Source organism: Pseudomonas sp. GW823-FHT03E05 (genome assembly GCF_058796855.1).
Genome location: NZ_JBXAJB010000001.1, coordinates 354,408 through 371,440 on the forward strand (window position 1 = coordinate 354,408; position 17,033 = coordinate 371,440).

Sequence of the window (17,033 nt, forward strand, 5' to 3'; positions counted from 1 at the left end):
AGTTAGCAATCAGTAAATTACGGATTGCTATTGCTTAAAAAATTAGCAAACGCTAATCTGGCAGCTATTTAATGAGGTGCGTATGAACCTGCACGAATTTCTGAAGCCGCTCGAAAACGAGGCCTTACTGGCATTCGCAACGGCTTGCGATACGAGCCCCGGCCAACTCAAGCAGGTTGCATACGGTAATCGTCGGCCTAGCGCATCTCTCGCAATCAACATCGAGCGGGAGAGCCAGGGCCAGGTTACCTGTGAGCAGCTGCGCCCAGACATTGATTGGGCCTATGTGCGTGGCACTAAGCAGCAGGCAGTAGAAGCCGCCTGACATCCCTGTCCGCCGATCCATTGAGCAAATGATCGCTTCTGCTTGGGCAGGGCGCCACGGAAACAAAGCTGAGGTTTTACGAATGGAAGATTTTCTGCGGTCCTGCCAGAGCGCTGTGCTGGATAACGAGGCGAAGGCGTTGGCCACCAAAATGGGGGTTCCTCATGTGAGCCTGCTGCAGCGCGCCAACCCAGACAACGATGCACACCACCTGACGATTGAGCATCTGTTCGGGATCTTGCTTCACACCGGGGATATGCGGCCCCTGGCTGCACTGGCTTGCGAGTTTGGCTTCGACCTAGTGGCGCGTAATGCGCCGAAGCCGCAGGCCCTGACCAAATCACTGATCAGCGTGGGCAAGGAAGTGGCGGAACTGACCATCGCGGTGCATGAAGCCCTGGATGACAACCACGTCAGTGCGTTCGAGAAGTCCCAGATCCGCCAAGAGATTCAGCATGTCCGCCAAAGCCTCGACGTGATGGATGCGTCGGTGAAGGCGGCCTGACATGAAGTTCATCGCCACGATCAACAAGGTCAGCGCGCGAGGAGGTGTTACATGAGCATGGGGCTTATGGTCGCCGCGATGAAGATTCGCGTCGGCAATCCGTTGCGCAAGCTGGTACTGATCAAGCTGGCCGACAACGCCAGCGATATGGGGGAGTGCTGGCCGTCCTATCAGCACATCGCCGACCAGTGCGAGATCAGCAAGCGCTCCGTCATGAACCACATCACCGCCTTGTGTGAGGCGGGGCTGCTTCGCAAGGAAATTCGGAAGGGAGGGCCGAAGGGCAACTCGTCAAATGTCTACTTTCTGACCCTTGAGGGGGGTAGTGAACCTCCTGCACCAGGGGTAGTGCAGCAGATTCACCAGGGTGGTGCAGCAGGTTCACTCCCTAGTGAATCTCCTGCACTAGGGGGTAGTGCAGGAGCTGCACCCAGAACCAGTCACTCTTCTGAACCAGTCAATGAACCGGTCATTGAACCAATTGCGCCCCAGGCTTCCGCCAAGGTCACGACGGGTCAGGTCGTTCCATTCGCTACCCAGCAGCCGCGCTGTGAAATCCCGGCCGATATGCCGGGCCCCAAGGACCAGTCTTGCAAGACCTTCAAGGCCTGGGCCAACTACGCCATGGCCTACCGCAAGCGCCATGGTGCATGGCCGGTGTGGAACGCCAAGGTCGCCGGGCAGCTGGGCCAGGTCATCGACCGCCTTGGCATCGACGTCGCACACCACGTCGCCGCCTATTTCCTGACCATCAATGACGCACGGGTTGTTTCGAACATGCACAGCATCGGCGACCTGCTGGCTAAGGCCGAGGCGTACCACACCCAATGGGCCACCAATCGCCAGATGAACGGGACCACGGCTCGGCAGATCGAGCAGACCCAGACCAACTTCAGCGCTGCCGAACAGGCCCTTGAAGCGCTCCGAGCCAAGAAGACTGCTGCCCATGCTGAATGACGCACAGCAAGAACGACTACTCCTGTCCCTGTTTGCCACTGCTGAGGTGATGGGGCAGCAGCTCACCCAGGCCGCGGCATTGCTGATGGTCGACGACCTGCGCGAATACACCGAGCCTGTGCTTACCGCAGCGCTTCGCAGCTGCCGTATCGAGGGCGGCCGCCTCACGGTTGCAACGATCCTGAAGCATGCCCAGTCGGCAGATGGGCGCCCGGGAAAGGATGAGGCTTGGGCCATTGCCATGACCACGAACGACGAGTTCGAAACCGTGGTGCTGACCGACGAGATCCAGCTGGCTCTGGCTGCTGCAAAACCCATCTTGGATGGCGGCGACAAAATCGGCGCACGTATGGCGTTCATCGACGCCTACCAGCGGTTCGTGAGTCAGGCCCGCGAGGATGCGAAGCCAGTCAACTGGCACGTGTCTGTTGGCTTCGACGCGAACCGCCGCATCCAGGCTGTGACCAAAGCGATGGAGCTGAAACGCATCCCGCTCGAACACGCCCAGAAGTACCTGGCGGACCTGAGTGTCGAGCCGATCACCGAGGATGGTCGGGCTATCGCGGGTTTGCTCACTGGCACCGTCACACGGGCACAGCCGGCGCTCCGTCAGAAGCTGGAGCTGGTGAAAAACTCGATGCTGGAAATGCGCAAGGCCAGCGCAGAGCAGAAGGACGAGATACGGATTGCAGCGGCAAATGAGTTGGCTGATCGCCGGGCCCTGCTGATCAAGCAGGCGCAGGAACTGGAAGCGAAGAGGGCGGCGCAATGACCAATACAGCCAAGCCCCGCCCAATGCCCGTGTACCTAGTTCTGCGCCGCCTGGTCGACCCAGCCACCGGCAAGGAGGTGGCGGCATTCGTGCCGTCCTCCGATGCCGATCGCTCGATCCTTCGAGAGCGTGAGTTTCGGATCAACACGAAGATCCGCGCCGACCTCAAACAGCCGCGCAATCCACGTTTTAATGGTTTGGTCCACGGCTTGGGCCGGGTGCTGAGCCAGAACATCGACCGGTTTTCCGGCAAGCAGTCCCACGACGCAATCAAGGCCTTACAGCTGGAGTCGGGCGTGTATTGCGACGAGGAGGCGTTCGACATTCCGGGCCTGGGCCAGCTAATCCGCAAGACCCCCCGCAGCCTTTCCTACGACTCGATGGGAGAGGAGGTGTTCCAAGACTTCTGGCGTCAGTGCTGCGCGTACCTGGTGCTGAATGACTGGCCGTCGCTCACGGAAGAGCGCTTGACCGAAATGGCTGAGTTCGAAGCATTCAAGGAGGCCGCGTGAAGCGCACCCCACTACAGCGCAAAACCCCGCTCACGTCCGTCGGCAAGCGTCGCAAGCGCTGCCCATCTTGCCGGGTGATGTTCACGCCCGTACGCGCCTCCCAGGCCGTGTGCGGGGAGATAGAGTGCGCCATCGCTCACGGGCAGTCAGAGAAGGGGCAGGCAAGCGCCCGGAAAGCCCTGGCTGATGTTGAGCGCCGGGAGATCAAGGTCCGCAAGGAGAAGCTGAAGAGTAGGGCGGACCACCTCCGAGAAGCTCAGGCCGTTTTCAATGAATGGGTACGCCTGCGCGATGCCGATCTCCCTTGCGTCAGCTGCGGGCGGCACCACGACGGCCAGTACCACGCAGGCCATTACCGCACCGTAGGAGCGAACCCAGAAATCCGCTTCGAGCCTTTGAACGTCTGGAAGCAGTGCGCCCCATGTAACACGCACCTGTCCGGCAACTTGGTGAACTACCGGCTTTCGCTTCTGGAGCGAATTGGCGCCGAGAAACTTGCCTGGCTGGAAGGGCCGCATCCCGCATGCAAGCACACCATCGAAGAGATCAAGGCCATCAAGGCCGACTACCGCGAAAAAATCAAAGAACTGAAGAGGGCTGCCGCATGATTTACCCAGGCGTTCTAAGCGCAGTTGTTTCGGCCCTAGCCGCCGAAGCTATCGACAACACCAGCAAGCAGGCATGGCAGAAACTTTACAACTCTGCCGACGAGGAGGAGGGCGGTGATCTGGCCACCCTGGTTCGCTCCCGCGGAGCAGAAACCATCGACCGCACCCAGGTGGATTGCTGGGTATCGGCCAGGCTGCACCATGGCCTGGAGCCTAAATACTGGAATGCGCTTGTGGCCAAGTACAGCACTCACAAGGGGCGGAAGGTGCAAGCAATCTCGGCGCTGCAGGCTCTGATCAGCACCCCGGCCCCGAAGCTGTTCCTGTTCAAGGCTACCACTGCCTGGGCCATTCCCCAGCTCAAGGGGGCGCGGCAGAAGGTGGCGACGTCCGTGTCGGTCGAGATCCCGCTTGATGCGCCGGCGTGGCGCCGTGAGTCGATGGTGAAGGCGGCAGTGGCGGCCGGCCAGGCCAAGGCGAAGAAGGACGAAACACGTTCCGCCGACATGATCGTGCTGAAAGACAGCTTCTACGACATGAACACCTGGGACAACGACGGCACGCCTGAGCGAACCAGGAGAGAGTGGAGGCAGAAGATCTTCGCGGCACTTGATGCTTTGGTTGATGAATCACTGGTTGAGGCTGGTCACATTATTCGGGATGAAGGGCTCCTTTTGAGTGAGGCCGCATAAAGATGAAATGGCGTGTTGACATCAATCCGCCGTTCCGCCATTATTTTATCCATCCTGTCATTCCTGCGCGTGTCGAGGAGTGGCAAGCGAAACCCGGCCGATGTGTCGGGTTTTTTATGGAGTATTATTTTGGAAGTTGTTCAGGCTACTACGGCGGTTTTGGGGTGGGGGGAGCTCGTCAAAATCGTTCTAGCGAGCGGTGTTGTAGCTTCGCTAATCGGTGTAGCTAAAGACTGGTTCTTTAAAAGCCGCGAGCGCAAGCACGAGGCTGTTTTTGCTGCGATTGGCCTGGTTGCAAAGCTTGATTTGTACGTACTCCAAACCCGGCGTAATGTTTGGGACTACAAGGATCTTGTCTCCCAGCTAACGCCCGAGCGCGACTATCAAAGCTGGCCAACATGCTCTTACCCTGATCTGGATGTTTCTGAATCGGCGCTTAAGCAGCTCAGCCGCGAGCAAGCTAGTGATTTCGCGCGAATAGCGACGGACAAGGCGTTGGCAAGCCAGCATCTCAGTGCAATTTATGACGCAGCATTAGACCCTACTGAGGTCTATATGCATAAAGCGGAGATGGTCGGATATTTTGGCTACGAAGCTTATCTACTGGCTGAAAAGCTGAGACGAGATTATGACCTGCCGCCATTCGGGCAGCGATGGGGTGTCGAAGACGACTTCTCAGACCTTGAACGAGCTTGGAAAAAAACCAAAAAGGAAGTAGCCAGACGGGCCAGCCCTATCACCGCAGATGACCTTTAAACTTAAGAAAATTCAAGAGCCCAGCTATTGCTGGGTTTTTTTATGCCTCGAATTTGCCTGTAGCCAGGACAGCCCTCGGGATAGCCTGGACGTCGATAGCCGGATAGTGCGACGTACGGAATCAACGCCGGCAGCCCGCGCACCCTTACCTCATATGCTGTCGGGGTGTCACGAGACTGAGTTAGCGAGAGCAAGGCTAGGGAGGGCGCGCAGATGCAGGTGTGGACTTGGACTGCAGACGGAATGGCTGCGCGTTTAGTTTCGCCAGAGCGCCATTTCAACATCGCATTTGATATTCCACTGGCTCAGACCTTTGAGGTGGGGCATGATTCGACGCTCAAAATTGAAACGTGACAGTCAACCGTCGATAGCCAGTAGGAAGGTGAAAATGGCGTGGGTTAAGCCAGCGTACAGCAAGGAGCGGGTAAAAAAAGCGGGCATGACACTTATAAATGACGCTGCGGATTTTGATGAGGTCGAGCAAGCCCTTGAGGTCCTCAACAATTGGCGATCAATTCATAGCTATCCTGTAAACACTTTTCAGGCGAGTTTGCGAGCCAAGCTCAATAAGCTAAATCTGGAAGCAACGGTTGCTCAGCGCCTAAAGCGAATCCCTTCTATTCTTGCAAAGTTGCATCGGTTTCCCAAAATGAGCCTGTCACGAATGCAGGACATTGGCGGCTTGCGTGCTGTAGTAGAGTCGTCCGATGCCATTTACAAGCTATGGGACTCTTACCGTGAGAGTCGTTTCGATCATGTGCTGGTTTCTGAATACGACTATATTGCTGAGCCGAAGGCCTCTGGGTATAGAGGGATTCATCTCATTTATAAGTACAACAATCGTAAAGGTGACGGTCCTTCCTATGAAGGATTGCAACTGGAAATCCAGATACGAAACCGCATACAGCATGCATGGGCTACGGCGGTTGAGACAGCTGGTGTTTTTCTTGAGCAGGCTCTTAAGTCAAGTATTGGTAATGAAAAATGGCTTGAGTTTTTCACATACGCATCGTCTTCATTTGCCATCGTAGAGAAGCTTCCAGTATTCGAAGGGCATCGCACGCTCAGCCAAGATGAAATTTTTGATAAAACCTTGGCTTTGGAGGCTGAGCTTGAGGTGATCTCCAAGCTTGAGATGTATAAGGCAGTAGTGGAAATCCCTAAAGATGTACAGGGAAAGGCGCACTATTTTCTTATGGAGTTGCAACCTAAAGACAACCAGGTCGAAATTACTGGATATGCGAGGGCTGAGCTTGTAAAGGCAACAGAAGATTATCTTGAGGCAGAAAAAACTGCCAAAGGGTCTCCTGAAATCCAGATTGTATTGGTGGCAGCACAATCTCTTGAGTCATTGAAAAAGGCCTACCCCAACTACTTTTTGGATACAAAGCACTTTGTAGAGAATCTCCGGAGAATTAGAGAGATGCAAGGCCGTAAAGCTGCGAAGGCATTTTCTGGCCTAGCTAAGAAGTAAGAATTTTCGCTACAGTTTTTGAGATCATCGAGCCCCGCTAGCAGCGGGGCTTTTTTGTTTGTGGCTTCATCGTTCCTGGTACTTTGAGCAGGGGGGCGACGGGCGCCGACATATTCAATCATGCCACGGAGTCGAGCGCATGGAGTTTCTGTACCGCCTGCTCGACAGGCTTGATACGTGGTTCACCGCGGGATTGCTTGGCGCGCTCGCCGCGAGCTGGTGGCACCGCGACGACCTGGTAGACCGAAAGGCCTGGGCTGTCTTCATCTTCTCGGGTGCTGCCTGCGCCCATTACCTGACTGGACTGGTTAGCGCTTACCTGGGAGTGGTAGAGCCCCGTAGCGTTGCTGGTGTCGGTTTCCTGCTCGGCACCTTCGGCGGCTCGTTGATCGCCGCTATCACCCGGGCAATCAAAGCTGCTGACCTTTGGGCGTTCATACGTTCGAAGTTCGGGGGAGGTGGCACATGATCCTGGAACACGTTGCAACCTGGTCGGCTGGAGTGATCGCGCTATGGGCGACCTGGTGCTGCTTGAGCGGCAAGGTCCGTGACGGGGTGCTTGGGAAGTTGATCTACGCGACTATGGCGCTGAGCGGCTACGCGCTTCTGGTGCGCAACGACAGGCTGATCATGTCTCAGTCGGTGGCGGAGGCGACCTTGTACGCCTCCCTGGCCCTGGCCGGCGTTCGGTACGTCTTCATGGTCACTTACTGGCAGCGGGTGAAGGTCTGGCTGTGCAGGACGCTGAATTGTGAGCACTGCCTGCGCTGTGATATCCGCAAGGAAAGGGTAGGGCGCAGGAAGTCATAGGTCGCGACACGTTTCACGATTCAGTAAGTCGTGTCATGACATTGGTAGGTAGGGCTTGAACTGGGATTAGGTTATCCATATGGTCTAGCTGGCATTTCGCTATATGGAGAGTTACATGGACAAGCTGCAGCTGTTGATACTCAAGAACCAGTACGAAATTCTTTCCCACCTCCAACCGCAAAGGCGGGATCACAAGATCGCCTTGGAAGCCATTGATCGGGGGTATGAGTATGAGATCGAGAATCTGATCGATCGAGCAGTAACAGAGCCTGTATCCACGCATATCTGTGAAGAGGTGCGAGCAATTTTGGGGATGTATCGTGAACTCCAGAATAGTCTTGCCAAAGCTGGAGTGTCCGAAGAGTTGAAGCGAGAAGCTCTTTTTCCTGGTTTTGACGGGAATGAAGAGTCCGCACACTATTCATATGCAACTTTTATTTTGGATGAAAAAGGTGAGTTCCAAGGCATAGCATCATGGGAGCAAAATACTTGGAACTCCCACATGCCGATGTTGAGACGATACCGGGCAATGTTAGGCGCCTTCCATACCAAGAAGGCCTACCCACATTCTGTTGAATTCATAGAAAAGGTACTTCAGGCCGGAGATGACTGAGATATTAATGGTGTTGGGCAGTAATCCGTAGAAAATATTTACTCTGTTCCGCACCAAATCCTCAGCTTAAAACTAAAGCTTTATGTCTCTGTTGCCCAATCGTAGTGACGTGCACGCCGACATCACGGCACATCGAGTCAGCACCTAATTCATAGTGTGACTGGCTCGTCGATGTCACTCCAATCTACCGAGATAGCGATATACCCTGCTTTTTGTAAATATTCTGGTCTGCTTGGCGGGTTTATAGAAATCATGACTGGTAGTTGATTACTGCACGATAGCTGGTCGTAGAGTAGATCAGTGGCGTTTTTCTCGTATGCGGTGCCAGTCATCGTTCTTGGCGTATTTTGGTGGGTAAAATTAAGAACAAAATTCTTTTCTAGGGGAAGATTCAAGTGATTTGCCTCGCTAAGTTGGAAAAGATCATTTTGCCATAGTTTCGGCCGTGCGTTTTTCAGTGGCTCGTCAGGATGACAGTGCATAAGAGAAAACCGTGAACCGTCGATATCCTCCCTCATCATTGGTCGAGCTCTCCGACTATGGCATCCGCCTAGCGCCTGCTCCTGAGGTATGGGAGTGGCTCCAAGCCCAGATCCTCGCCGACGCCGGCAGCATCCACAACGAAGACCATGCCCACCTACTGGATGCAGACATCCAGGTCATGTGGGCATCGTCGAGCTTCGAGAAGCAGGGCCGCATAGTCCTGGGCCAGGCCGAGCAGGTCGCGTTCCGCGCCGGCGGCTGGCAGAAGGCACGGATGGAGCAACAGATGCGTGAATGGTTCGGCGATGTGCCGGCTTTCATCATAACCCTGGCTGCTGACTACTGTGCTCAGTGCTCCGACGCTGACTTCTGTGCCCTGGTTGAACATGAGTTGTTTCATATAGCCCAAGAGCTGGATCAGTACGGGGCGCCCAAGTTTACGAAAGAAGGGGCGCCCAAGCTGATGCTTCGAGGGCACGATGTAAGTGAGTTCGTTGCCATCGTTGAGCGCTACGGCGTAGGGGCTCCAGATAGTGATGTTGCTCGAATGGTCGAAGCAGCCAAAAAGCCACCATCCGTCAGCCGTGCCTCAATTGCGAGTGCTTGCGGTACCTGTTTATTGAGGGCTGTGTAATGGAAGAGCAGTGGAAGACGATTCAAAACTATCCGGACTACGCAGTAAGTAGCTTGGGTCGAATCAAGCGTCTGACGACCAGAACGTGCGCGAAGGCCGGGACAATTCTAAAGACGCCTGGGCGCAGCAAGGCTCGACCATATCTGAGTGTCGATCTCTGTTATCCAGGAGGCAAGCGAACTGAGCTTGTTCATCGGCTCGTAGCAATCGCATTTTTGGGCGAGCCTCCATTTCATGGTGCCGAGGTTAACCATATTGATGCCGACAGAGGCAATGCGGCTGCATCCAACTTGGAGTGGGTTACATCTTCGGCTAACCAGCACCACTCGTATGAGTGTGGGCTGCAGACGGCAAAGGGCGAATCGAACGGGCAAGCCAAGCTGACAGAGCATGAGGTGCTTGAAATGCGAGCGCTTCATTCTGTGTCTGGTGTTGACGTCGAAACTCTGGCTGAGCGCTACGGCGTTCACAAACGGACGGCCCTTGATGTAGTTCGTCGCCAGTCATGGACGCACATCTGACGCTGCAAACAATCCTGCCGAGGTGGGGAAATTGAACATATCGAGGGCCTGCGGAACCTGTCTGCTCAAGTCGGCCTGATTCTTGACAGGCTCTAGACGGATGAAAATTTATGGCAGCCCTGAAAAATGAGGTGAAGAGCTTCATCGTTCAGGCGTTGGCGTGCTTTGACACCCCGTCCCAGGTGGTGGAAGCCGTCAAGAATGAATACGGGCTTGTGGTGACCCGCCAACAGGTGGAGACGCATGACCCAACCAAGGTTGCGGGGAAGGGGCTTGCTGTGAAGTGGGCAACCCTCTTTCACGACACCCGAAAGCGATTCCGCGAAGAGACAGCTGATATCCCAATCGCCAACCGCGCGTTTCGCCTCCGCGGCCTAGCAAGGATGGCCGAGAAGGCCGAGAGCATGCGCAACCTGGCCCTGACTGCCCAGCTTTACGAGCAGGCCGCCAAGGAGTGCGGCGATATGTACGTCAACCGGGCCCGCAAGGAAGAGCCGGACGACGAGCCGCTGATCCCGAGCCGGATTCAGGTCGATGTGGTGGATGCGAGGAAGCCGAATGCCGAGCCTTAACATACCCCAGGCTCAGTTCCTCACGTTGCCCCACAAGTTCCGCGCTTTTGTTGCTGGCTTTGGGTCGGGAAAGACCTGGGTAGGCTGTTCGGCACTGAGCAAGCACTTCATGGAGTGGCCCGGCGTCAACGCTGGTTACTTCGCGCCAACCTATCCGCAGATTCGGGACATCTTCTATCCGACCATGGATGAAGTGGCCTATGACTGGGGGTTGAAGACCAAGATAAACCAGGCGAACCATGAGGTTCATATCTACAGCGGCCGGCAATGCCGCGGCACTGTGATCTGCCGGTCGATGGAGAAGCCGCAGACCATCGTCGGCTTCAAGATCGGCCACGCCCTGGTGGATGAGCTGGATGTCCTGACGTCGATCAAGGCGCAGCAGGCCTGGCGCAAGATCATTGCCCGGATGCGCTACAACCTGCCGGGCCTGAAGAACGGGGTAGACGTCACCACGACCCCTGAGGGCTTCAAGTTCGTCTTCCAGCAATTCGTGAAGCAACTGCGCGACAAGCCGGCGCTCAAGGAGATGTATGGCCTGGTCCAGGCCAGCACCTTCGACAACGAGCTGAACCTGCCCGACGACTACATCCCATCGTTGATGGAGTCGTACCCCGAGCAACTGATCAGGGCCTACCTGAACGGCCAGTTCGTCAACCTGACTTCGGGGTCGATCTATCACGCCTACGACCGCAAGCTGAACCAGTGCTTTGACACTGTGCAGGCTGGCGAACCGCTGTTTATCGGGATGGACTTCAACGTCGGCAAGATGGCGGCGATCACCCACGTCAAACGCGACCAGGGACTCCCCAGGGCAGTCGATGAGCTGATCGATGGCTACGACACGCCGGACATGATCCGCCGCATCAAGGAGCGCTACTGGCAGCACGACGGCAACGACTTCAAGAAGACGTGCGAGATCAGGATCTATCCGGACGCTTCGGGCGACTCGCGCAAGTCGGTCAACGCCAGCATGACGGACATCGCCATGCTCAAGCAGGCCGGCTTCTCGGTCATCGCGCCTGCGGCCAACCCGCCAGTAAAGGATCGGATCAACGCCATGAACGCCATGTTCTGCAATGCCCAGGGCGAGAGGCGTTACCTGGTGAACCCGTTTACCTGCCCGACCTACGCCGACGGCCTGGAGCAGCAGGTATGGGCACCCAATGGCGAGCCCGACAAGTCACAAGGAAACGACCACGCCAACGACGCCGGCGGCTACTTCATCCACAAAGAGTTCCCGATCGTGAAACCGGTCACCTCGCTGAATATGGGATTTGCCCGATGACAGACGTCACTTTCACCCGCCCCGAGTACGACGCGGCGAGAAACCGCTGGCGCTTGGTGCGCGACGTCTGCAAGGGCTCGGAAACCATCAAGGCTGCTGGCGAGCGATATCTGCCGCGGCCGAATGCTCATGATACGAGCAGGGAGAACCGGGAGCGCTACGACGGCTACAAACAGCGGGCCGTGTTCTACAACGCCACCGGCCGGACCAAGCACAGCCTGGTGGGTGCCGTATTCCGTACCTGGCCGACGCTGACGGTCCCGGGCGCGCTCGATTACGTGGCCAAGGATGTCGATGGCCAGGGCGTGAGCATCTATCAGCAGTCCCAGTCAGTGATTGGGCACCTGCTCGAGGTGGGCCGTCACGGGCTGCTGGTGGACTACCCGCAAGTTGATGGTCAGGCCGTGAGTGTTGCCGATATGGCGTCTGGCCGTGTCCGTTCGACGATCAGCAGTTACCCGACGGAAGCGATCAAGAACTGGAAGACCCGCAAGGTTGGTGGCCAGCACCTGCTGAGCCTGGTGGTTCTGGAGGAGAAGGTCGATGTCGACACCGATGATGGCTTCGGCAGCAAGCAGGTAACCCAGTATCGAGTGCTACGTCTGGATGCAGAAGGAAACTACACCCAGGAGGTGTGGGAGGAGGGCTCGGGTCAGACCTCCATGGTCATAGCCCCTTTCACCCCGTTGAACGGCGCAGGCCAGCGGTGGAGGGTGATCCCTTTCCAGTTCCTGGGAAGCGAGAACAACGACGCGAGCATCGACGACTCTCCGCTATACGACATGGCTGAGATCAACATCGGGCATTACCGCAACAGTGCCGACTATGAGGACGCGGCTTACCTGATGGGCCAGCCCCAGGTGTACATGGCCGGCCTTGATGAGCAGTGGGTGAAGATGCTGGAAGAGAAGGGGATCTACTTCGGTTCCCGGGCCATTCTGCCTCTGCCTCAGAACGGAACTGCCGGCATTCTCCAGGCGCAGGCCAACACCATGATCAAGGAAGCCATGGACGCCAAGGAGGATCAGTTGATCGCCCTCGGCGCCAGGTTGATCGAGCGTGGTAGCGCAGTGAAGACGGCCACCCAGGCCGACAACGACAGCGCCGCCGAGCACAGCGTGCTGTCCTTGATCGTGAGCAACGTCAGCGAGGCCTATTCGCAGTGCCTGGAGTGGATGGGCGAGTTCCTGAACGTCGCCGGTGAATCGCTCTATAAGCTGAACCAGGACTTCACGCAGATCAGCCTCGACCCTGCGATCCTTTCTGCCTTGTTCAACGCTGTGCAGGGTGGCCGGCTGCCTGAGGCTGACTTCTGGCAATACCTGCGCGACCGCGGCGTTATCGATCCGGAGAAGACCGACGACGAGATCCGGGATGAACTGCAGACCGCTGACGCGGGCCCGCAACTGGATGACCTGACCGGAGGGGCTGGTGATGGCGGCAAACCAAGCGATCCTTGATGCCACTATCCGGCACGCTGTCTTCCTCGAGCAGTTGAAGTCGGGAGAGGTCGAGAAGTTCGGCCCCTTCCTCAAGGAGATCGACAGGTCGATCCGCGACCGCCTGGCCCGCGCGGACCTCACTGAGTACACCGCCCGGCGCCTTGAGGTGCTGCTGCAGGAAGTCGATAGCCTGCTGCTGGGCATCTTTGACCGGTACAGCGAGAAGCTGAACCTGGACCTGGTCGACATCGCCAACTATGAGGCGCAGTTCGAGGCTACCAGCCTTACACGGACAGCACCGGTGGGCGTGTCATTTGAGGCTTCTGTCCCTGGCGCTGCAGCGATCAGGACGGCAATCCTCTCCAATCCGCTGAGTGTGCGCGGCGTGGATGGCGGCAAGCTGCTCAAGTCGTTCATTGATGGCTTCACCGCCACCGAGCGGCAGCGTCTCACGGGCGCTATCCGGCAGGGCTTCTTCGAGGGGCAGACCAACTTCCAGATCATCAAGAACATCCGCGGGACCAAGGCGCTCAACTACAACGATGGCATCCTGGCCACGACCAACCGCAACGCCGGCGCCATTGTGCGGACAGCAGTGCAGCACGTCGCCACCCAGGCGCGCATGGAGACGCTGAAAGAGAACTCCGACGTGGTCCAGGCCGTGGAGTGGGTCAGCACGCTGGATTCGAAGACCACGCCTCAGTGCCGAACGCTCGACAAGCGCCGGTTTAAGCTGACCGAAGGGCCCAGGCCGCCTATCCACATCAACTGTCGCTCGACGGTCGTGGCCGTGACCAAGTTCAGCGCGCTGTTCGCCAAGGACGCCACACGAGCATCTGTCGGTGAGGATGGCCCGCAGCAGGTCAGGGCGGACCTTAGCTATTACGAGTGGCTCAAGCTGCAGCCGGCGGCATTTCAGGACAGGGCTATCGGTCCCAAGCGCGCCAGGTTGTTCCGCGAGGGCGGCCTGAGCGTGGAGCGCTTTGCAGAGCTGCAGCTTGATCGGAACTTTGCACCGCTGACGCTTGAACAGATGAAGATGCTTGAGCCTCTGGCATTCGAACGTGCGGGTTTGATAGGGTCATAAGGCCTACCGTTCATTATGAAGTCAATCATGATTTACAGCCTGAAAGTCTCCGAAAAATATGACGTTGAAATCGGTATTTACTTTTTCCAATGCGCAATTGATGCAAATAATTGTCCGGCAGCTTTAAAGGAATTGGCAACGCTTGGTGGGATTGTTCAGAAAGCGTTTGCCGCCGGAAGACTGGATGTTGAGTCCAAGGAAATTATTTTATTTGTTGCCGCATTTCCTGATCTCCTTGAGAAAGCCAAGAAGTTTGGTGGAGGGTTGGACGACTTGGTTATGGCGGCTTACGGACAGAGCCCATATGGGGCTCGTGTTGCTGCGGTTATACGAATGATCTACATCGATTAACAGATGAAAAAGACAGACCCGCTTCGGCGGGTTTTTTTATGCCTGCAGGCAGGGCCTGCATCTCGTCTCTGGGAGACAACCAATGCTGAAATTCCAACTGGATACCCTGGATGGGGTAGACGAATCCGTGCGCGCTTTTTACACCGAGAAGGACGGCAAGTACGTCCTGGGCATTGAAGGGTTGCCTCAACCTGAAGACGTCACCGGCCTAAAATCGAAGGTTCAGGAACTGCTCGACGAGAAGAAGGCAGCTGATAAGGCCCGCAAGGATGCCCAGGAGCAGGCGCGCCTGGAGCGAGAGGAGGCCCTGCGCAAGTCGGGCAACGTCGAAGAGCTCGAAAAGTCCTGGTCCGAGAAGTACAGCCGCCGTGAGGCAGAGCTGGCCGGTCAGCTGGAGTCAGAGCGCAACACCCTGCATGGCCAGATCCGGGATCTGACGGTGGGCCGTACCGCCACTGAGATCGCAACCACCCTGGCCATCCCTGGCAGCGCGAAGGCACTTCTTCCTCACATCGAACGTCGCTTGAGCGTTGAGCAGCGCGACGGCAAGCCAACCGTTGTGGTGCTTGACCAAGCCGGCAAGCTCTCCGCAACCACGCTGGAAGAGCTGAAGAGTGAATTCACCAAAGACCCTGCGTTTGGTCCTCTGATCGCAGGCAGCAAGGCATCAGGCGGCGGGGCCGGCGGTGCTGGAAATGGCGGTGGGGCCGCTCTGAAACGTTCCGAAATGTCCTCAGTCGCCAAGCGTGAGTTCATCACTGCAAACGGCCAGGACGCCTACCTGAAATTGCCTAAATAATGGAGTAACCCATGGGGACTACCGTCACCTCGGACATGATCGTCTACAACGATCTTGCCCAAACCGCTTACCTGGAGCGCATCCAGGATGTGATCGACATCTTTAACGCCTCTTCCAACGGCGCCCTGGTGCTGGACAACGAACTGATCGAAGGCGACCTGCGCAAGCGTGCTTTCTACAAGCTCGGCGGCTCCATCGCTCACCGAGATGTGAGCTCGACAGCCGAGGTTGCCGGCCAGAAGATCGGCTCCGGCGAAATGGTCGGTGTGAAGGTGCCTTTCAAGTACGGTCCTTACGAGACCACCGAAGAGGCCTTCAAGCGTCGCGCGCGCTCGCCGGAAGAGTTCTCCGAGCTGGTGGGCCAGGACTACGCCGACGCGGTGCTGGAAGGCTACATCCAGTACGCCATGGCCGCGCTGAAGGCTGCCATCGGTGCCAACCCCAATATGGTCACCAAGGCCAGCTTTGCCACTGATGGCAAGAAGGCGTTGACCAAGGGCATGCGCAAGTTCGGCGATCGCTTCGGTCGCATTGCGTTGTGGACCATGGACTCGGCCACCTACTTCGACATGGTGGACCAGGCCATCACTGAGAAGGTCTACGAAGAAGCCGGCGTGGTTATCTACGGTGGCCAGCCTGGGACCATGGGTAAGCCCGTCCTGGTATCGGACACCATCCCGACCGAAACCATCTTCGGTCTGCAGGCTGGGGCGATCAAAATCACCGAGTCGCAGGCTCCGGGCTTCCGTTCGTACCCCATCAACACCCAGGAAAACTTGGCGATGGGCTTCCGCGCTGAGGGCACCTTCAACCTGGACCTGCTCGGCTACAGCTGGAAGGACGCCACCGGTGGGGTGAACCCGAACCTGGCCGCGATCGGCGCGGGTGCCAACTGGACCAAATACGCCACCAGCGACAAGGTCACCGCCGGCGTTCTGATCGACCTGTCCGCGCCTTAATCAGCGCCTTCCTCAGCAAGCGGTTCGCATTGAGCCGCTTTGGAGATACCCATGGAATTGACTTACTCTGCGCAAACCACGGACTTCGATCCAGATAAGCGCTATCGCAACCCGCAGTACTTCGACAGGCCAGAGCCCGGCGTTACCAAAGTCATCGTTATGGGGGATTGGCCGGTCGTGGTTGAGGCTTACGAGGCCGCCCAGGTCGAGGTGGATATCGTCGAGCCCGGCGGCGCGGCTGAAACTGACCCGGCCAAAATGGGCGTGGCAGATCTGCGTGATTGGCTCACTGCCCAGGGCATCGAGTTCGATCCGAAGGCCCCGAAAGCCGAAATTGTGAAACTCATTCCAGCGAGCTGATTTATGGCACTGATAGTCGAGGATGGCACCGGAAAGCCTGACGCCGAAAGTTACGCATCCGCCGAGGATCTGGCCATGTACGCCGTGAAGTTTGGCGTGACCATTCCCGCTGAGGTGCCTGCCCAGGAAGCCTTGCTTCGCCGCGCGGCCCTGGCAATGGATGGCATGACCTGGAAAGGGCGCAAGACCAGTAGCGAGCAGTCTCTGGCCTGGCCGCGCCGGGAGGTTCTGCTGGATCAGGAGATCAAGCCCAATAACTACCTGCCGGCGCGGATTCAGTACGGCCAGATGGCCCTGGCGGCCGAGATTCATCAGGACGACATTGACCCGATCGAGAAGCGCAAAGGCGCGGTAACCCTAGAGCGTGTCGAAGGTGCGGTAACCCGCGAGTACGCCACCATCCCGAACACTAGTGGCCGACTGTTGCCGGCGGCGCCGGACCGGCCAAGCGCCACGCAGTTTGCTGACTACCTACAGAAGCGAGGTTTGTTCGCGGTTCGTGCCTGATTTAGT

The 17,033-nt window shown here is 57.2% G+C and carries 24 protein-coding genes and 1 pseudogene; all 25 read left to right on the top strand.

Annotation, left to right across the window (positions count from 1 at the left end):
* Positions 1-82 precede the first annotated feature (82 nt).
* The 25 genes and pseudogenes from AC1RCO_RS01675 (at position 83) to AC1RCO_RS01795 (ending at position 17,027) form a co-directional block, all read left to right on the top strand.
* Complete coding sequence (locus tag AC1RCO_RS01675; protein WP_492617279.1) at positions 83-325, top strand: transcriptional regulator; 243 nt, start codon at positions 83-85, stop codon at positions 323-325.
* 82 nt (positions 326-407) lie between these two features.
* On the top strand, positions 408-830 hold the full coding sequence (locus tag AC1RCO_RS01680) for a phage regulatory CII family protein (RefSeq protein ID WP_492617280.1): 423 nt from the start codon (positions 408-410) through the stop codon (positions 828-830).
* A gap of 51 nt (positions 831-881) precedes the next feature.
* The gene (locus AC1RCO_RS01685; RefSeq protein WP_492617281.1) at positions 882-1,787 is read left to right on the top strand and encodes a helix-turn-helix domain-containing protein; all 906 of its coding nucleotides are present in this window, start codon (positions 882-884) and stop codon (positions 1,785-1,787) included.
* Entirely contained in the window at positions 1,777-2,559 is a 783-nt protein-coding gene (locus AC1RCO_RS01690; RefSeq protein ID WP_492617282.1) for a hypothetical protein, read from the top strand. The genes AC1RCO_RS01685 and AC1RCO_RS01690 overlap by 11 nt, the downstream gene beginning before the upstream one ends.
* Positions 2,556-3,071, top strand: a complete 516-nt coding sequence (locus AC1RCO_RS01695) for a hypothetical protein (protein WP_492617283.1) — start codon at positions 2,556-2,558, stop codon at positions 3,069-3,071. Before AC1RCO_RS01690 ends, AC1RCO_RS01695 begins: the two co-directional genes overlap by 4 nt.
* Positions 3,068-3,679, top strand: coding sequence for a recombination protein NinG (locus AC1RCO_RS01700; RefSeq protein ID WP_492617284.1), 612 nt, complete (start codon positions 3,068-3,070; stop codon positions 3,677-3,679). Before AC1RCO_RS01695 ends, AC1RCO_RS01700 begins: the two co-directional genes overlap by 4 nt.
* Complete coding sequence (locus tag AC1RCO_RS01705) at positions 3,676-4,371, top strand: hypothetical protein (RefSeq protein ID WP_492617285.1); 696 nt, start codon at positions 3,676-3,678, stop codon at positions 4,369-4,371. The genes AC1RCO_RS01700 and AC1RCO_RS01705 overlap by 4 nt, the downstream gene beginning before the upstream one ends.
* Positions 4,372-4,383: 12 nt before the next feature.
* The gene (locus tag AC1RCO_RS01710) at positions 4,384-5,127 is read left to right on the top strand and encodes a hypothetical protein (RefSeq protein WP_492617286.1); all 744 of its coding nucleotides are present in this window, start codon (positions 4,384-4,386) and stop codon (positions 5,125-5,127) included.
* A gap of 213 nt (positions 5,128-5,340) precedes the next feature.
* Complete coding sequence (locus AC1RCO_RS01715; RefSeq protein ID WP_492617287.1) at positions 5,341-5,481, top strand: hypothetical protein; 141 nt, start codon at positions 5,341-5,343, stop codon at positions 5,479-5,481.
* Positions 5,482-5,515: 34 nt separating this feature from the next.
* On the top strand, positions 5,516-6,601 hold the full coding sequence (locus tag AC1RCO_RS01720; protein WP_492617288.1) for a RelA/SpoT domain-containing protein: 1,086 nt from the start codon (positions 5,516-5,518) through the stop codon (positions 6,599-6,601).
* Between the two features lie 139 nt (positions 6,602-6,740).
* A complete protein-coding gene (locus AC1RCO_RS01725) occupies positions 6,741-7,070 on the top strand; it encodes an MFS transporter (RefSeq protein WP_492617289.1) in 330 nt (109 codons plus the stop codon).
* On the top strand, positions 7,067-7,411 hold the full coding sequence (locus tag AC1RCO_RS01730) for a hypothetical protein (RefSeq protein ID WP_492617290.1): 345 nt from the start codon (positions 7,067-7,069) through the stop codon (positions 7,409-7,411). The genes AC1RCO_RS01725 and AC1RCO_RS01730 overlap by 4 nt, the downstream gene beginning before the upstream one ends.
* A gap of 115 nt (positions 7,412-7,526) precedes the next feature.
* On the top strand, positions 7,527-8,024 hold the full coding sequence (locus tag AC1RCO_RS01735) for a YfbU family protein (protein WP_492617291.1): 498 nt from the start codon (positions 7,527-7,529) through the stop codon (positions 8,022-8,024).
* 493 nt (positions 8,025-8,517) lie between these two features.
* Complete coding sequence (locus tag AC1RCO_RS01740) at positions 8,518-9,141, top strand: putative metallopeptidase (protein ID WP_492617292.1); 624 nt, start codon at positions 8,518-8,520, stop codon at positions 9,139-9,141.
* Positions 9,141-9,662, top strand: coding sequence for an HNH endonuclease (locus AC1RCO_RS01745; RefSeq protein ID WP_401260365.1), 522 nt, complete (start codon positions 9,141-9,143; stop codon positions 9,660-9,662). The genes AC1RCO_RS01740 and AC1RCO_RS01745 overlap by 1 nt, the downstream gene beginning before the upstream one ends.
* A pseudogene (locus tag AC1RCO_RS01750) lies at positions 9,661-9,741 on the top strand (putative metallopeptidase); the annotation flags it as partial. The gene AC1RCO_RS01745 and the pseudogene AC1RCO_RS01750, both read left to right, overlap by 2 nt.
* Positions 9,742-9,772: 31 nt before the next feature.
* Positions 9,773-10,234: a DUF2280 domain-containing protein gene (locus AC1RCO_RS01755; protein WP_492617293.1), complete on the top strand. Its 462-nt coding sequence runs from the start codon at positions 9,773-9,775 to the stop codon at positions 10,232-10,234.
* On the top strand, positions 10,221-11,522 hold the full coding sequence (locus AC1RCO_RS01760; protein WP_015636176.1) for a terminase large subunit domain-containing protein: 1,302 nt from the start codon (positions 10,221-10,223) through the stop codon (positions 11,520-11,522). Before AC1RCO_RS01755 ends, AC1RCO_RS01760 begins: the two co-directional genes overlap by 14 nt.
* Positions 11,519-12,982 carry a DUF4055 domain-containing protein gene (locus tag AC1RCO_RS01765; RefSeq protein WP_072444368.1) on the top strand — a complete coding sequence of 488 codons (1,464 nt, stop codon included), beginning with the start codon at positions 11,519-11,521 and terminating at the stop codon, positions 12,980-12,982. Before AC1RCO_RS01760 ends, AC1RCO_RS01765 begins: the two co-directional genes overlap by 4 nt.
* Positions 12,957-14,051 carry a minor capsid protein gene (locus AC1RCO_RS01770; protein WP_492617294.1) on the top strand — a complete coding sequence of 365 codons (1,095 nt, stop codon included), beginning with the start codon at positions 12,957-12,959 and terminating at the stop codon, positions 14,049-14,051. Before AC1RCO_RS01765 ends, AC1RCO_RS01770 begins: the two co-directional genes overlap by 26 nt.
* A 27-nt stretch (positions 14,052-14,078) precedes the next feature.
* A complete protein-coding gene (locus AC1RCO_RS01775) occupies positions 14,079-14,402 on the top strand; it encodes a hypothetical protein (RefSeq protein ID WP_492617295.1) in 324 nt (107 codons plus the stop codon).
* Positions 14,403-14,484: 82 nt separating this feature from the next.
* The gene (locus AC1RCO_RS01780) at positions 14,485-15,201 is read left to right on the top strand and encodes a hypothetical protein (protein ID WP_492617296.1); all 717 of its coding nucleotides are present in this window, start codon (positions 14,485-14,487) and stop codon (positions 15,199-15,201) included.
* Between the two features lie 11 nt (positions 15,202-15,212).
* Positions 15,213-16,160: a major capsid protein gene (locus tag AC1RCO_RS01785; RefSeq protein ID WP_492617297.1), complete on the top strand. Its 948-nt coding sequence runs from the start codon at positions 15,213-15,215 to the stop codon at positions 16,158-16,160.
* Positions 16,161-16,211: 51 nt separating this feature from the next.
* A complete protein-coding gene (locus tag AC1RCO_RS01790; RefSeq protein ID WP_210457177.1) occupies positions 16,212-16,520 on the top strand; it encodes a hypothetical protein in 309 nt (102 codons plus the stop codon).
* Positions 16,521-16,523: 3 nt separating this feature from the next.
* The gene (locus AC1RCO_RS01795) at positions 16,524-17,027 is read left to right on the top strand and encodes a DnaT-like ssDNA-binding protein (protein ID WP_492617298.1); all 504 of its coding nucleotides are present in this window, start codon (positions 16,524-16,526) and stop codon (positions 17,025-17,027) included.
* Positions 17,028-17,033: the final 6 nt, after the last annotated feature.

Excerpts from the sequence above, each read along its gene's own strand:
- AC1RCO_RS01675 (WP_492617279.1), top strand. The coding sequence starts at position 83 with ATGAACCTGCACGAATTTCTGAAGCCGCTCGAAAACGAGGCCTTACTG.
- AC1RCO_RS01680 (WP_492617280.1), top strand. The coding sequence starts at position 408 with ATGGAAGATTTTCTGCGGTCCTGCCAGAGCGCTGTGCTGGATAACGAG.
- AC1RCO_RS01685 (WP_492617281.1), top strand. The coding sequence starts at position 882 with ATGAGCATGGGGCTTATGGTCGCCGCGATGAAGATTCGCGTCGGCAAT.
- AC1RCO_RS01690 (WP_492617282.1), top strand. The coding sequence starts at position 1,777 with ATGCTGAATGACGCACAGCAAGAACGACTACTCCTGTCCCTGTTTGCC.
- AC1RCO_RS01695 (WP_492617283.1), top strand. The coding sequence starts at position 2,556 with ATGACCAATACAGCCAAGCCCCGCCCAATGCCCGTGTACCTAGTTCTG.
- AC1RCO_RS01705 (WP_492617285.1), top strand. The coding sequence starts at position 3,676 with ATGATTTACCCAGGCGTTCTAAGCGCAGTTGTTTCGGCCCTAGCCGCC.
- AC1RCO_RS01715 (WP_492617287.1), top strand. The coding sequence starts at position 5,341 with ATGCAGGTGTGGACTTGGACTGCAGACGGAATGGCTGCGCGTTTAGTT.
- AC1RCO_RS01720 (WP_492617288.1), top strand. The coding sequence starts at position 5,516 with ATGGCGTGGGTTAAGCCAGCGTACAGCAAGGAGCGGGTAAAAAAAGCG.
- AC1RCO_RS01725 (WP_492617289.1), top strand. The coding sequence starts at position 6,741 with ATGGAGTTTCTGTACCGCCTGCTCGACAGGCTTGATACGTGGTTCACC.
- AC1RCO_RS01730 (WP_492617290.1), top strand. The coding sequence starts at position 7,067 with ATGATCCTGGAACACGTTGCAACCTGGTCGGCTGGAGTGATCGCGCTA.
- AC1RCO_RS01735 (WP_492617291.1), top strand. The coding sequence starts at position 7,527 with ATGGACAAGCTGCAGCTGTTGATACTCAAGAACCAGTACGAAATTCTT.
- AC1RCO_RS01745 (WP_401260365.1), top strand. The coding sequence starts at position 9,141 with ATGGAAGAGCAGTGGAAGACGATTCAAAACTATCCGGACTACGCAGTA.
- AC1RCO_RS01755 (WP_492617293.1), top strand. The coding sequence starts at position 9,773 with ATGGCAGCCCTGAAAAATGAGGTGAAGAGCTTCATCGTTCAGGCGTTG.
- AC1RCO_RS01760 (WP_015636176.1), top strand. The coding sequence starts at position 10,221 with ATGCCGAGCCTTAACATACCCCAGGCTCAGTTCCTCACGTTGCCCCAC.
- AC1RCO_RS01765 (WP_072444368.1), top strand. The coding sequence starts at position 11,519 with ATGACAGACGTCACTTTCACCCGCCCCGAGTACGACGCGGCGAGAAAC.
- AC1RCO_RS01770 (WP_492617294.1), top strand. The coding sequence starts at position 12,957 with ATGGCGGCAAACCAAGCGATCCTTGATGCCACTATCCGGCACGCTGTC.
- AC1RCO_RS01775 (WP_492617295.1), top strand. The coding sequence starts at position 14,079 with ATGATTTACAGCCTGAAAGTCTCCGAAAAATATGACGTTGAAATCGGT.
- AC1RCO_RS01780 (WP_492617296.1), top strand. The coding sequence starts at position 14,485 with ATGCTGAAATTCCAACTGGATACCCTGGATGGGGTAGACGAATCCGTG.
- AC1RCO_RS01785 (WP_492617297.1), top strand. The coding sequence starts at position 15,213 with ATGGGGACTACCGTCACCTCGGACATGATCGTCTACAACGATCTTGCC.
- AC1RCO_RS01790 (WP_210457177.1), top strand. The coding sequence starts at position 16,212 with ATGGAATTGACTTACTCTGCGCAAACCACGGACTTCGATCCAGATAAG.
- AC1RCO_RS01795 (WP_492617298.1), top strand. The coding sequence starts at position 16,524 with ATGGCACTGATAGTCGAGGATGGCACCGGAAAGCCTGACGCCGAAAGT.